Here is a 13,687-nt window from a genome sequence, read left to right as displayed (position 1 = left end):
ATCCGTCCATTCATCTTCCCTGCAATATTGTATTTTTATACGAAGGAGAACTTACATGAATATCTGTCTCCCCTATAAGTTATCCTCTGAGGCCATCCAAAAAGAAGCCCGGCTTTTGCATCTAACCCCCCTCCAATTCTGTGAGCTAATGGAAATTCCTTTTTCTCCAGAACGCACCCTTCCCCGCCAGGGACTGCAAAAGCCTCCTCTCCCTCAAAACCACAGCAGAATATATGGCCCGCCTCCCCAGAAAACCCAAGGGCAGTATACAAGGGAGGACTATATACTATACCCTGCCTCCAAGATCCCCCAGCTCATTGATGGTTATCTTGTATATAACGATTCCGTTCCCTCGATCCACCAGTCTGTTGTCACCGATCTTTTATACCAGATGCTGGTATATTTAGAAAACACAGGCCTTCCCTTTAAGGTGATCTCTACTCCTGTAAGCCTGTATCTTCCAGATGACATTCAAACCGCCATCCGGCCTGATATCGCTTTGATCAGACACCCCGGCAAAATTTTAAAGAACAGTGTCAGTACCCTCCCCTGTTTTATAGCGGAAGTGCTTTCTCCGTCCACACATTGTCTGGATTGTCTTCTGAAGTTTCACAAATACTATAAAGCCAATATTCCAGAATACTGGATTATTGACACAGATACTCGGCTTATATATACGCTTCACTCTACTTCCAGACAGGCCCCCGCCGGCCGGATCTTCCGCTTCCTGGATCATATCCCTGTCCCCGGATGTCCGGGACTTTCCCTGACCTTGAAAGACTTTTCCTGAGCATATACAAAGACAAAATTTAGTCTTTCTGCAAAGAGCAAAACCCCCCGTCCCAATGCCTTCTTAACATTGGGACGGGGGGTTCTCCAAAATATCCAAAAATTACAGCTATCTGCTAAGCTCTTTTTGCAAGAACCTCTTTCTCATATCTTTTAATTTCTTCAAACCACGCTTCTCTCTCTGGCACATGGTTGATCTCACAGAAATAATTCCAAACATCCCCAAACGGATAACACTTCAGCTCTTCCTGCATAACCATAAGTTCAGTAAATTGTTGTGTGTCCTGAAGCTCTTTTAATTTCTCGATGGGACTCAGCATTGCGCACAGCAGGGCTTTCTGCATATTTCTCATCCCCACTACCCACGCAGAGATTCTGTTGATGCTGGCATCAAAGAAGTCCAGGCCAATGATCACTCTGTTTAGGGCATCGTTTCTGACAATCTCTTTCGCGATTTCCTTTGTCTCATCATCAAGCAGGACTACATGGTCACTATCCCAACGGATAGGCCTGGTCACATGGAGTGCAATTTTATCGTTAAACAGCAGCATAGACGAAATCTTATCGGATACCACTTCTGTGGGATGATAATGTCCATTATCCATCAGAGGCACGATGCCTTTATTCATTACATAATTCATTGTAAACTCAGCCGACCCGGCAGTATAAGCCTCCAGGCCAATGCCAAATACTTTTGATTCCAGGCACACAAGCACCTTTTCTTTATCATAGTCAATTCCAAGAATTTGATCCAGAGAGTCCTTATAGCGCGCCCTCGGCCCAAGCCTGTCCGCCGGAATATCCTTAAAGCCGTCAGGGATCCAAATATTCATCAGGCAAGGTGTCCCCAGCTCTTCCGCAAAATACTGTGAAATGCGGATACATGCTTTGCCGTGTTCAATCCAGAATTTACGGATTTCCTCGTTTGGACTTGTAAGTGTATATTCGTCTGCCTTAGGATGGGAGAAATATGTAGGGTTAAAATCCAGTCCAAGCCCCCGCTCCTTTGCGAACTCAACCCATTTCTTAAAATGCTTTGGCTCTAACTTATCCCTGTCAACCCACTCGCCTTCCTCAAAAATAGCATAGCTTGCATGGACATTAATCCGGTGTGTCCCTGGTATCAGCTTTAAAGCCTCGTCAATATCAGCCATCAATTCCTCTGGTGTCCTGGCCTTGCCCGGATAATTACCTGTAGCCTGTATGCCGCCTGTAAGCTCCCCCTCACTGTCAAAACCGCCTACATCATCACCCTGCCAGCAATGCATAGAGATAGGCACAGACTTAAGTGTCTCCAGAACCTTATCCGTGTCCACGCCCACCTTGGCGTACATTTCTTTCGCTGACTCATATCTTTCTTTCGTTGTCATCATAAAACCCTCCTTATTTTTCAAAGGGGTCTGACCCCTTTGCCTTCCATTTTCAGAATTGTTTATCATTTCTGCCTCACTGCATACTTATATGCCGCAAAATAACCCCTAAGTATATTCCACAATATCAAATGAACTCCCCACACAGGCCCTGGCCTCGGAAAGATCTGCAAACACTCCGTCCTGGAGCATCTGTACAATAATGTTTCCAATGGCTGTAGCTTCTGTAGGTCCTGCAGACACTTTTTTCCCCGTATATTTTGCAGTCAGTTCATTTAAATATCCTGCATTGGCGCCCCCGCCCACCACATATATAGTATCATAGGTATTTCCTGTAATGGCTTCTATCTCTTTGACCGTATCGCCATAGCATTTTGCCAGGCTGTTGTAAATTACAGCGGCAATCTCCCCCACTGTCCCAGGAACCGGCTGGTTTGTGTTTTTGCAAAAATCCTGCACAGCTTTAATCATGCTTTTGGGGGCCAGGAAACAGTCATTGTTACAGTCAACAATAGATGGGATTTTCTCTTCTGAGGCCATGCTGCATATTTCTGCAAAGGATAGATCCTCCTCGAACTCCTTCTTAACAGACTGGATCATCCAAAGTCCCATAATATTTTTCAAATAGCGGAACCTGTGGTCATATCCTCCCTCATTGGTAAAATTAGCCTTCATGCTCTCCATAGAGCAGTCGGCCTCCTTCCGCTCAATTCCCATGAGGGACCATGTGCCTGAACTTATGTAAATCGCATGGTCATCATTCGTAGGGACCGCCAGCACTGCTGACCCTGTATCGTGTGTGGCCGGAAGCACTACCGTACAGTCAAACCCTACCTCCTGCTGGATTTCTTTACTGAAATTCCCCACCACTGTCCCGGGCATAGAAACGGGTTGGAAAATATCGGCGTTATATCCCAGCAATTTAATCATCTCATAATCCCAGTCATTAGTTTTAGGGTCAATAAGCTGACCGGTTGTGGCATTTGTATACTCCATTTTCTTTACCCCCGTCAAGAGGAAATGGAAATAATCTGGAATCATCAATATGGCCTTGGCCTGTTCCAGATACTCAGGAGTGTTCTCCTTCACTGCCATCAACTGATAAATAGTATTAAATATCTGCTTCTGAATCCCAGTCCTTGCATATAAATCTTCCGGCGTGATTTTCTCGTATACCTTTTTGTCCATATCCACTGTACGGCTGTCACGGTAGCCTACTGTATCTCCAAGCAAAGCGTCATTTTCATCCAGCAGGGCAAAATCTACTCCCCATGTATCTATACCCATAGACACAGGAATCTTGCCAATCTCTTTGCATTTTTTCAGGCCGTTTATAATCTCTCCCAGGAGCCTCTTTGTATCCCAGCATAACGTACCGTCCTTATTATCCATCCCATTGGAAAAGCGGTATACCTCCTGAAGCTGCATTTTCCCTTCCGCCATAGACGCCAGCATATGCCGGCCACTAGACGCACCAATATCAACAGCCAAATAATACTTATCCATTCCGCGCCTCCTTTGTACTTTCAAATCTAAACTGATTATATGCCTTGGGCAAACAAAATAAAAGGACGCTATTTATTTTAAATCAGGACCTTATTTGCAGAAATGCCCTCTTTTGGTATTTGCCGCTGCCTTTCCCTGTATTCTTTTGGGCTCACCCCATATTTCTCTTTAAACTTCCGGTAAAAATAGCTGGTATTATCATAACCCACAGCCTCAATAATATCGGCAACAGGCAGCGTACTGCTGGTCAGCAAGTATACTGCCTGATTCATCCTTCTTGTTTGCAGCAGCTCCTTATACGTTTTTCCCGTCCGCTTTTTAATTTCTCTGCTCAGCCAATACACATCATACCCCATAATGTCAGCCAATTCAGACAGGCTCCCATTCTTATAGTGCTCTTCCACATAGCTTAAGACACCCCCTGCCAGTTCTTTGTCAAACTGGCTGCTGCCTGTCTCCATCTTGTCCATATGGTTGAGGAGCTGCAGAAGGAGGAGTCCCATTGTTATTTGATTGCAGCTGCGTTTATTTGATAAGTCGTAAAAAATTGTCCAGACCATATTTTCCACTAAATTCTGAATTGGGAGAATCTCTGCCACATGAAAATAAAGATAAGAGGTTCTGTCATTCTTCCCGCAAAGAGTCCCCACAAGGAACTCTTTGAGCATATTATCTTCTGCTCCCATCATAGAAAAGGCCATATTAAAGAATTCAGGAAGAATAATAAAATTTACTGCAATATCTGCCTTTTGGGCCGGAAAAATCTCCTGCATGGCATTCTGATTTAAAAAGAGCAAATCTCCCTGCCCCAGTACAACCTTGTTCCCATCCACTATATGGGTGGTAGAGCCCTGGCACATATAGATAACCTCCACATAATTGTGGCGGTGCTTCGGAAAATAGACAAAACGGGTATGGGGCCTTACCTGAATCAATTTTCCTCTCTTTAAAAGCTTGTCGCAGTCAACGACTAGTTCATCCCGCTCTGTATATAGATGGGGATCGATGCCGCTTTCGCCGTCTAATATTTTCTGCTCCTCTTCTGTAATTACAGATAATGACTTCAATAATTCAGGATGCATATGCCCACCTATTTCATGCCTGCAATCTCTTTTGCTAGTTCCATATATTCCTCAGCGCTCCTGCTGCTCTTCTTATATGCCATTACCGGCGCATTGTTATCCTGAGACCACTCAACATTGCTGTCTACCCGGATATATGTATCAAAGACCTTCACGCCTTCAAGCTGCCTCAACGTTTCCCGCGTCTGTTTAAAATAACTTTTTCTTGTATCTACCTTTGTAATTACAATGCCGCCTATTTTAAGCTCAGGGGCAATCTGCTTAACCTCTTCCAAAAACTCAAACATATTCCCCAGTCCGAAAAGTCCCCATGGCGTTGATTCCACGGGGATCACCACCTCATCTGACGCGCAGAGTATGTTCATAACCCAGCCTCCCAGAGTCGGGGGCGCATCAATCAGTATATAATCATACTTCCCAGATTCCTTTATTTTGGACAGACACTTTTTCAATATATATTCTCTCTGCCACTTCGTGAAAAGCTCATACTCTATGGAGCTCATCAGTGTGGAAGAGGGAATCAGGTCCAATCCATCATAAGGGGAACATACAATATAATCTGTCAGGTCAGCCTGGCTTTTAATCCCCTCATACAAATTCCTGCTGCTTCGGGCAAATCCCAATACTTTATCTTCATCAAAAAGGGAAAGCGAAAGGTTCAGCTGCATATCACCGTCCACCAACAGTACTTTCTTTTTAAGCTGTGTCAGTCCATATCCAATATTGGAGCAGGTAGTTGATTTCCCACTCCCCCCTTTATTATTCGCAAAACATATTACTCTTGTCTTTCCCATCATCACGCCTCCATATTCACTGACCCGGATCCAGGCTTTTCTCAATCCGCCTGCTTTCTTTCTGCCCAGGAGTGTGTTTTATCTGTCACTTTTATATGCAAGTATATCACGGTTCACAGTTTTGTAAAACTCCGCTTTCAGCTCTTCATAGCTAAGTCCCGTCCTTGCCATCAGCCACATTGCCTTTGTAATTGTAGCCTCCAGTGTCATATCATAGGTTTCCAGAAGGTCAAAGTCCTGCTTCACTCTTTTCCCCACCTCGTACACCATCATGTCACTGCCTTCCTTCACCACCTGGGTGGCCACAATGGCAAGCTTCCCGCCTGCCCCGCAGCCTTTCATGATCTCATAAAATTTATCTACCAAATATTCCGGGATGCCGCCTACCCCAAAACTCTCGATCACAATACATTTATACCTGTCAAATAAAAAAGAGAGCACATCCGGGTCCAATCCCGGTGTAAGCTTTAATACGTAGATGCTTTCGTCCATATCGTGGTAAAACTGTACCTGGCCTCTATATTCCTGTGGGGGGATGTAGCGGATAACTCTCTGTTCCCTTATAACGGCCGGATAAGGGAAATTAATACTGGAAAATGCATTATAACTCTTTGCCCGTTCCTTTTTTGCCCTTGTCCCTACGATTACCTTACCATCAAACACAATATTTACATCCCTGGAGTCCTGGTCTGACGCATAGATAAAACTATCCAGCAGGTTCATTCTTGCATCCGTATTTTCCATATCTATTGGTCTCTGCGCCCCGGTTATAACAATAGGCTTATGTGAATTCTGTATCATATAGGAAAGTGCGGCAGCAGTGTATGCCAGCGTATCAGTGCCGTGGCAAACGACAAATCCATCATAATCTGCATAATTTTTTTCAATGGCGCGGCTGATCATGCCCCAGTATACGGGAGTCATATTTGTGCTGTCCACATTACACACTTGTGTTGTGTGGATATCGCACACCCTGGCCGCATCTGGAATATATCCCAATAGTTCTTCTGGCGTGATAGCAGGCGCCAGGCCGTTCTCAGTATGCCTGCAGGCGATGGTTCCGCCTGTCCCCAGCATCAATATCCGTTTCTTCATATTACCTCCCTCCCCTTGTCCCATTCCATGGAAGCCGGCCCCTCTCCAAAATTCTTTTCAATCAGCAAACAATACTCCTGGTATGCTGAGAATCCCTGGAATTCTTCTTCCAGGACATCCCTTATCCCCTTATAATACCAGCCAATGGCTTCCTTGTTATTCATACGGAACCGCTTCCAAAAGCTTTCACCGGCCACAGGGTAATCTCTGTCAATGTCTCTCATATTTGAGAGTTTATCGGCAAGTCCGATCATTTTCACTTCCAGGGATGCAGTTTTTAAATGCTGGATTGTAGCGCCCTTTCTCTCTACCCACGACCTGGACTTGTCCTCACTCTCCTGTGCTACCATCCAGGCTACCCGCTCTCCAAACTCTGTCTTGAGCAACTCCTCTGTCACGTCTGCACAATCTTCAATTGTATCATGCAGGACCGCCGCACAAATAACTTCCTCGTCCTTTGTCATTGTTGCAACAATGTCAGCCACCTCTACCGGGTGCACAATATATGGACGCTTTGTGCCTTTACGGAATTGTCCATGATGTGCCTTGGCCGCAAATTCAAGGGCTTTATCAACCATACTTTATGTTCCTCCTCAATGCTTTTTAGAGTTCCATGTATAAGGAAATCATATCATAAGCAACATAGAATCACAACCAAAAAGGGACAGGCCTTATCCTATGCCCCTTTGGGGCCGTTCACAGCTTCGCCGTGAATTAAGGTATACCGCTAGGGCACCCCTTATCCTATGCCCCTTTGGGGCCTGTTCACAGCTTCGCTGTGAATTAAGGTATACCGCTAGGGCACCCCTTATCCTACGCCCCTTTGGGGCCTGTTCACAGCTTCGCTGTGAATTAAGGTATACAAATTTTTGCAGATGGGGTATAATATCAGGAGAATTATGCAAAGGAGCTGTTTCTCTTATGGACAGGAAATCTGTGCTTATTACCGGAGCTTCCAGGGGGATCGGAAAGGCCTGTGCCCTGGCATTCTCCGCCCTCGGGTATCACGTATATATAAATTGTAGGCAATCTGCTGGAAGTTTAAACCAAACCAGGGATGAAATCTGTTCCATGGGCGGCATATGTACCGCTCTTATGGGGGATGTGGGAAATCCTCTGGAAGTCTCAGAGATTTTCCGCCGGATAGAAACCGAGGTGACTGGCCTGGATGTCCTGGTCAACAATGCCGGCATTTCTTATATCGGCCTTCTCACGGACATGGACAATGCAGATTGGGAAAGAGTCATTTCCTCCAATTTATCCTCTGTATTTTACTGTTCCCGGGCCGCCATTCCATATATGGTTTCTCAGAAACGCGGAAAAATCATTAATATCTCTTCCATGTGGGGAACTTCAGGGGCATCCTGCGAAGCCGCCTATTCCGCCTCAAAGGCTGGAGTCAACGGCCTGACTAAGGCCCTGGCAAAGGAGCTGGCCCCAAGCAATATCCAGGTCAACGCAATTGCCTGCGGCGTGATTGATACTGCCATGAACTCCCAGCTCTCTGCTAAGGAGCGCCAGGCGCTCACAGAGGAGATTCCTGCCGGACGTTTTGGCACAGCAGAGGAAACGGCGGACCTGGTGGCAGCGCTGGCTGAAGGGCATGGTTACTTAACTGGGCAGATTATTGGCCTGGATGGGGGGTTTTTATAATTCCCCTATAGGATTAGGGTTTCAAAAACACCTTTGGCGCCACACTCATACCATATACTGTCAATACAGGCAAGCCTGTATATCATGTCTGGTATAGAGCGGGTGAGGCGCACCCTTTTGCTCCCCCAATCCCTATAGCAATCCAAGGCACAAGTCAAAGACCCCGATGCAAGCATACGGGGCAGCAAACTAGCAGCAATGCAAGCATCGGAGTATTAGACCCTCCCAGCAGCCGCTAAATGGACATGTAAACATGTCCGCTTGGCTCGTTGCTCGCCAGAATAAAGGAGACTTATCATGTTAAAAGTAAAAGACATTGAAAATATTCCCATGAATTGTTCCATGACGGAATTTGTAGGCACCACAGTTCTTGATACAATCGGACTCGTTATCCCCGGGACTGCCCCTGCGCTCCTGGAACAGATGAAGCTTCCCAAGCCTTTTAAAAGCCTTGGACTGCTGAGTTCCCGCACGGGGGCGGCCGGGCAGATCAATGCTGTGGACGAGGCAGTTAAATCTACAAACACCGAAGTCCTCTCTATTGAGCTTCCCAGAGACACAAAAGGGTGGGGCGGCCACGGCAACTTTATCATCCTGGGAGGGGAGAATGTCTCGGATGTCAGAAGAGCCGTAGAAATGGCTCTCGAATATACTGATAAATATGCAGGAGAACTCTACATAAGTGAAGCAGGGCACCTGGAATTCACCTATTCTGCAAATGCGGGGCAGGCTCTCCATATGGCTTTTGACACGCCCCTGGGAAGGCCTTTCGGGTTCTTCTGTGGTTCCCCGGCTGCCATCGGACTGGTCATGGCGGATCTGGCCCTCAAATCCTCCCCTGTTGAGATCGTAAAATATATGACTCCCACAAGAGGTACCAGCCATTCCAACGAGGTCATTGCCGCAGTCACCGGCGATGCCAGTGCTGTAAAAAATGCCGTCCTTACTGCTAGGGATGTGGGACTTAAGCTTTTAGTTTCACTGGGAAGTTACCCGGAAACGCCTGCCAGGCCGTATCTGATTTAAAGATACGGCCTGGCTGCACAGCAACGTTTTATATCTTTCCATAGATTTCCTTCGTAACATATGCCTTTACAGAAATCCCCTCAGGTACATAGTTTTCCTCCAGAAGTTGGCCATTTTTCCGTATCAGCTGTACTTTAGGGGCCTGTTCAAAGGGGTAGACTCTTTCAATATATATCTGTTCCCTGCGCAAAATCTCCAGCAGTTTTTCCTTTAGTTCATCTAACCCCTGCCCTGTTTTAGCAGATACCAGGACAGAATAGTCCGCCTGGAAATCCCGGAAGCTTCTTTTATCAGAAATACGATCCTGTTTATTAAAAAGCGTAATAATCGGCTTGCCCTCAATCTTAAGTTGACGGAGGGTTTCATATACAACATACATCTGGGTGTCCATCTGAGGGTTTGACCCATCGACGACATGAAGAATAATATCCGCATATCTCGCCTCCTCCAATGTGCTTTTAAAGGCTTCGATCAAATGGTGGGGCAACTTGTGTATAAACCCTACCGTATCTGTCAGCAGTATTTCCTGCTGCTTATTGAGCTTCAGCAAGCGTGTTGTCGTGTCGAGGGTGGAAAACAACATTTCATCTTCCAAAATCCCCGCCCCTGTAAGGGCATTTTCTATACTGCTCTTCCCTGCAGATGTATATCCTACAAGTGCGGCAATCTTTAAATTGGATTCCTTTTTTTGCGCCCGCAGCAGCGCCCTGTGCTGTTCGACCTCGCGCAGCTCTTTTTTCAGCCTGCTGATCCTTTCTCTGATCAGCCGCCTGTCAGTTTCCAGCTTCTTTTCTCCCGGACCCCTGGTTCCAATGCCTCCGCCCAGACGGGACAGAGAATTTCCAAGTCCTGTAAGGCGGGAGGCGCGGTATTTCAGCTGGGCCAATTCCACCTGGATTTTGCCCTCACTGCTTACGGCCCTGGCTGCAAATATATCCAATATCAATAAAGTTCTGTCGGCTACCTTACACGAAAGCTCCTTCTCCAAATTATATAGCTGGACAGAAGTCAGCTCATCATCGCAGATAATTCCATCCGCCCCGGTTTCCCAAAGCTGATTTTTAAGCTCCGTAACTTTTCCTTTTCCTATATAAGTTGCCGGATGTACAGCCTCCCGCCTCTGTATCATCCTGCCGGCCACCTGCACTCCTGCCGTCCGTGCCAATTCTGACAGTTCGTCTAAGGATTCTTCTATTTTCTCTTCCTCATTCCACTGTATCCCGACCAGCAGCATTTTCTCCGTCTTTTCTCCTGTTTCAAATATTGCCATAGCATGTCCTCACATTCCTCTTTACTTTATATCTGCCAATATATCCATACCCAATGGCATCCTATTTTAATCTGATAATAAAAATGGGTACCGGAGGATTATTTTTTCTGTTATAAAAGCTGTTCACAATAACCAGCCACTTTTTTGTATCCAGGCCTTTTAACCAGGCCAGAATTGCCTCTTTCTCCCGAAACCCAGAATCGCCCCCGCTATATACGCATAAGCTCATGACCCCGTCAGGTTTAAGCAGCAAAAGGCCGGCCTCCAGGGCAGCGATGCTTGTCTCAGGCTCTGTGGAAATGGCATGGTCGCCGCCGGGCAGATAGCCAAAATTAAAAACGATGGCAGATACACCCGTTTCAACGTAATCTCCCATCTTTTCGTGTCCGTCCTGAATCAGGACGGCCCTGCCCTCATATCCATTTTCATTAAGCCGCCGTCCCGTTGCCGCAATCGCCTCAGGCTGAATATCAAATGCATATACCTTGCCCTCAGTCCCTGCCAGGCTACACAAAAATTCCGTGTCCACGCCATTACCCGCTGTTGCGTCCACACAGATGTCCCCCTCCTCAATATACATCTCCAGAAAACGATGGCAGTATTCTGTGATCTGATAGCTATACTTCATATCATCTACTCCTTTGGCAATATCCCTAAAAACTACCTTGTACGTAAAAACGCCGCCTCCCTCTGGGCCTCACTGTCATCTGGGTATTGTGCAATATACTCTTCTATCTTTGCCTTGGCGCTGGCCCAATCCAGCTTCTTTTCATAACAGACAATTTCGTTATACTTCATTTCCTGCAATACTTCAGCATAAGGAACCTCTTCTCCCTCCTCAGGTTCTGTATAGGATGAGGCCGCCGCGATCCCCTGTTCAAATGCCTGGAGGGCGCCGTCATAATCTTCCAAATGCATAGAGCAAATCCCCATTAAATTATAAGTTGTGGGAGCTGCCTCGCCCCCATTATCCAGCGCCTTCTGAAAGGCTTCCTTAGCCTGCTGATATTCCTGCTGTTCATAATAAACCAGGCCTAACCCGCGGTATCCCTCTGCGGCGTCCTCCTCTGCATCCAAAGATTTTTCAAAGGAAGCTGCTGCATCTGTATACGCCCCTTCCTCAAGGAAAGCTGTCCCCTCTTCTATATAATTGACTGGTTTCTGGCATCCTGTCAAAAAACAGGCTGCCAGAATTGCAAGCATAATCCCCTTTTTCATATATGTCCCCTTACTCCGGATATTTTAGTACCCAGAAAGAATTCAAAATATTAATCAGCATCACAACCATATCCGCAATAATTGCATTTTGCATTGTTACATAGCCAAGAGCTGCCAGGAATAGCAGAATAACCTTCATCCCGATAGCAAACACGAGATTCTGCTTGACAGCCCGTATCGTCCCTCTGGCTATTTTAACAGCATTAACAATCTTAGAAAGTTCATCCTCCATCAATATTACATCAGCCGCCTCCAGCGCCGCATCCGCTCCCAATCCTCCCATGGCAATCCCTATATCAGCCAGGGCTAAAACTGGGGCGTCGTTGATGCCATCCCCTACAAAAGCCAGCTTCTCATCCTCCATCTGGCTCTCCATGAACTCTTTCACCTGCTCCACCTTCTCTTCAGGCATCAGGTTTGCATAGACATACCCTATCCCAAGCTGCTTGGCAACTGAATCTGCTACCCTCTGGTTATCACCTGTGAGCATGACCGCCTCCAGCTGATGCCGCTGCATCCATCGGATTGTTTTCTTAACATCACTGCGTATGGAATCAGCAATCAGAACATACCCTTCATACTGTCCATTTACCGCCACATGGACTGCAGTCCCAATCTCACTGACCGGCTGGTAGAAAATTCCCTGCTGATCCATAAACTTAGAATTTCCGATCAGCGTCTCCTGCCCATCTATACGCGCACAGACACCGAAGCCTGGATATTCCGTCACGTCTGTGACCTTGCCTGTATCCACCGCTCTGCCGTATGCCTCACGCAGGGATACGGCTATGGGATGGTTAGAGTGGATTTCACCATAAACTGTTGTTTCCAGAAGCGCCTCCTCACTCATATATGTGGGCTGTATATCCTTTACCCGAAAGATTCCCTCCGTCAATGTCCCCGTTTTATCAAAGACAAATGTTTCTGTATGTGAAAGAGATTCCAGGACATTACTGCCCTTAATCAGGACACCCTGCCTGGACGCTGCCCCTATCCCTCCCAGAAACGCCAGCGGGACCGATACCAGCAGTCCGCATGGACAGGCCGCAACCAGAAAGATTAATCCCCGGTACATCCAGATATTTTGATTATCTCCGGGCAGGATCATGGGCGGGAGCATCATCACCAGTACACCGAGCAAAGTCACTGCCGGAGTATAAAACCTAGTAAACCGGGCCGCAAAATTTTCACTGCCAGCCTTTTTGTTGCCGGCATTTTCCACAAGCTCTATAATTCTGGAGGCAGTGGAGTCCTCATATATCTTAGATACCCTTGCCTCCAGGACACCGCTTATATTGATACTTCCGCTGTAAAGCCTCTCCCCTGGCATGGCCTCCCGGGGAACAGATTCCCCCGTCAGCGCTTTTGTATCTACCATACTGTTTCCCAGCGTCACCACTGCATCTACTGGTATTTTCTCCCCAGGCTTGATTATAATAATCTGTCCGGGATGGAGTTCTTTGGGGTGTACTTTCTCTTCACCATACCTTAATTTACGGTTCGCATACTCCGGCCGAATATCCATAAATTTGGCAATGGATTTTTTTGTCCTTGTCATGGAGATGACTTCAACTGTCCTTCCAAACTGAAAAAACAGCATCGCCCCCACAGCTTCCACATATCTTCCTATGACAAAAGCTCCTATGGTAGCCAAAAGCATAAGTAAATTTTCATCAAAAATATAAAATTTCCTAAGATTCTTCAGCATGTCCCAGAATATTCCAAGGGACATAACTAAATATGGCAATAAAAATACAATAAGCCGGGCCCTGCCATATACATCCCATTGTCTGACCGAAAACATTGCAAAAAGATATAGCAGCAGGCCTGCCCCCATTTCGATAAATTTGAGCTTCACTTCCTTCGCCATCTCGGCCCCCTCTT

The 13,687-nt window shown here is 46.5% G+C and carries 13 protein-coding genes; 3 read left to right on the top strand and 10 right to left on the bottom strand.

All coding sequences use genetic code 11. The features are described from left to right. Positions 1-55 precede the first annotated feature (55 nt). Complete coding sequence (locus tag EFA47_RS02435; RefSeq protein WP_122641850.1) at positions 56-790, top strand: Uma2 family endonuclease; 735 nt, start codon at positions 56-58, stop codon at positions 788-790. A gap of 115 nt (positions 791-905) precedes the next feature. Here EFA47_RS02435 and EFA47_RS02430 read toward each other — a convergent pair whose 3' ends face one another. From EFA47_RS02430 to EFA47_RS02405, 6 genes are all read right to left on the bottom strand, one after another. Beyond that, positions 906-2,159, bottom strand: a complete 1,254-nt coding sequence (locus EFA47_RS02430; RefSeq protein WP_122641849.1) for an L-rhamnose isomerase — start codon at positions 2,157-2,159, stop codon at positions 906-908. A gap of 108 nt (positions 2,160-2,267) precedes the next feature. Then, positions 2,268-3,665: a rhamnulokinase gene (rhaB, locus tag EFA47_RS02425; RefSeq protein WP_122641848.1), complete on the bottom strand. Its 1,398-nt coding sequence runs from the start codon at positions 3,663-3,665 to the stop codon at positions 2,268-2,270. 77 nt (positions 3,666-3,742) lie between these two features. Then, complete coding sequence (locus EFA47_RS02420; RefSeq protein ID WP_122641847.1) at positions 3,743-4,747, bottom strand: AraC family transcriptional regulator; 1,005 nt, start codon at positions 4,745-4,747, stop codon at positions 3,743-3,745. Positions 4,748-4,755: 8 nt separating this feature from the next. Next, a complete protein-coding gene (locus EFA47_RS02415) occupies positions 4,756-5,541 on the bottom strand; it encodes a ParA family protein (RefSeq protein WP_122641846.1) in 786 nt (261 codons plus the stop codon). A 78-nt stretch (positions 5,542-5,619) separates the two neighbouring features. Beyond that, positions 5,620-6,636, bottom strand: coding sequence for an asparaginase (locus EFA47_RS02410; protein ID WP_122641845.1), 1,017 nt, complete (start codon positions 6,634-6,636; stop codon positions 5,620-5,622). Beyond that, positions 6,633-7,214, bottom strand: a complete 582-nt coding sequence (locus tag EFA47_RS02405) for an HD domain-containing protein (protein WP_122641844.1) — start codon at positions 7,212-7,214, stop codon at positions 6,633-6,635. The genes EFA47_RS02410 and EFA47_RS02405 overlap by 4 nt, the downstream gene beginning before the upstream one ends. 343 nt (positions 7,215-7,557) lie before the next feature. Here EFA47_RS02405 and fabG point away from each other — a divergent pair, with 343 nt between their 5' ends. Continuing rightward, positions 7,558-8,289 carry a 3-oxoacyl-ACP reductase FabG gene (gene fabG, locus EFA47_RS02400; RefSeq protein WP_122641843.1) on the top strand — a complete coding sequence of 244 codons (732 nt, stop codon included), beginning with the start codon at positions 7,558-7,560 and terminating at the stop codon, positions 8,287-8,289. 297 nt (positions 8,290-8,586) lie between these two features. Further along, a complete protein-coding gene (gene pduB / locus EFA47_RS02395; protein WP_122641842.1) occupies positions 8,587-9,315 on the top strand; it encodes a microcompartment protein PduB in 729 nt (242 codons plus the stop codon). A 28-nt stretch (positions 9,316-9,343) separates the two neighbouring features. Here pduB and hflX read toward each other — a convergent pair whose 3' ends face one another. From hflX to EFA47_RS02375, 4 genes are all read right to left on the bottom strand, one after another. Then, positions 9,344-10,585 carry a GTPase HflX gene (gene hflX, locus EFA47_RS02390; RefSeq protein WP_122641841.1) on the bottom strand — a complete coding sequence of 414 codons (1,242 nt, stop codon included), beginning with the start codon at positions 10,583-10,585 and terminating at the stop codon, positions 9,344-9,346. Positions 10,586-10,646: 61 nt separating this feature from the next. Then, on the bottom strand, positions 10,647-11,213 hold the full coding sequence (locus tag EFA47_RS02385) for a class I SAM-dependent methyltransferase (protein WP_122641840.1): 567 nt from the start codon (positions 11,211-11,213) through the stop codon (positions 10,647-10,649). Positions 11,214-11,245: 32 nt separating this feature from the next. Continuing rightward, positions 11,246-11,803 (bottom strand): tetratricopeptide repeat protein, encoded by a 558-nt coding sequence (locus tag EFA47_RS02380; protein ID WP_122641839.1) that lies wholly within the window; start codon positions 11,801-11,803, stop codon positions 11,246-11,248. Positions 11,804-11,813: 10 nt separating this feature from the next. Further along, complete coding sequence (locus EFA47_RS02375; protein ID WP_122641838.1) at positions 11,814-13,673, bottom strand: heavy metal translocating P-type ATPase; 1,860 nt, start codon at positions 13,671-13,673, stop codon at positions 11,814-11,816. Positions 13,674-13,687: the final 14 nt, after the last annotated feature.

Origin of the sequence: Luxibacter massiliensis, assembly GCF_900604355.1 — a bacterium.
Taxonomy (GTDB): Bacteria; Bacillota; Clostridia; order Lachnospirales; family Lachnospiraceae; genus Luxibacter; species Luxibacter massiliensis.
This window is presented reverse-complemented; position numbering and strand designations above follow the sequence as displayed.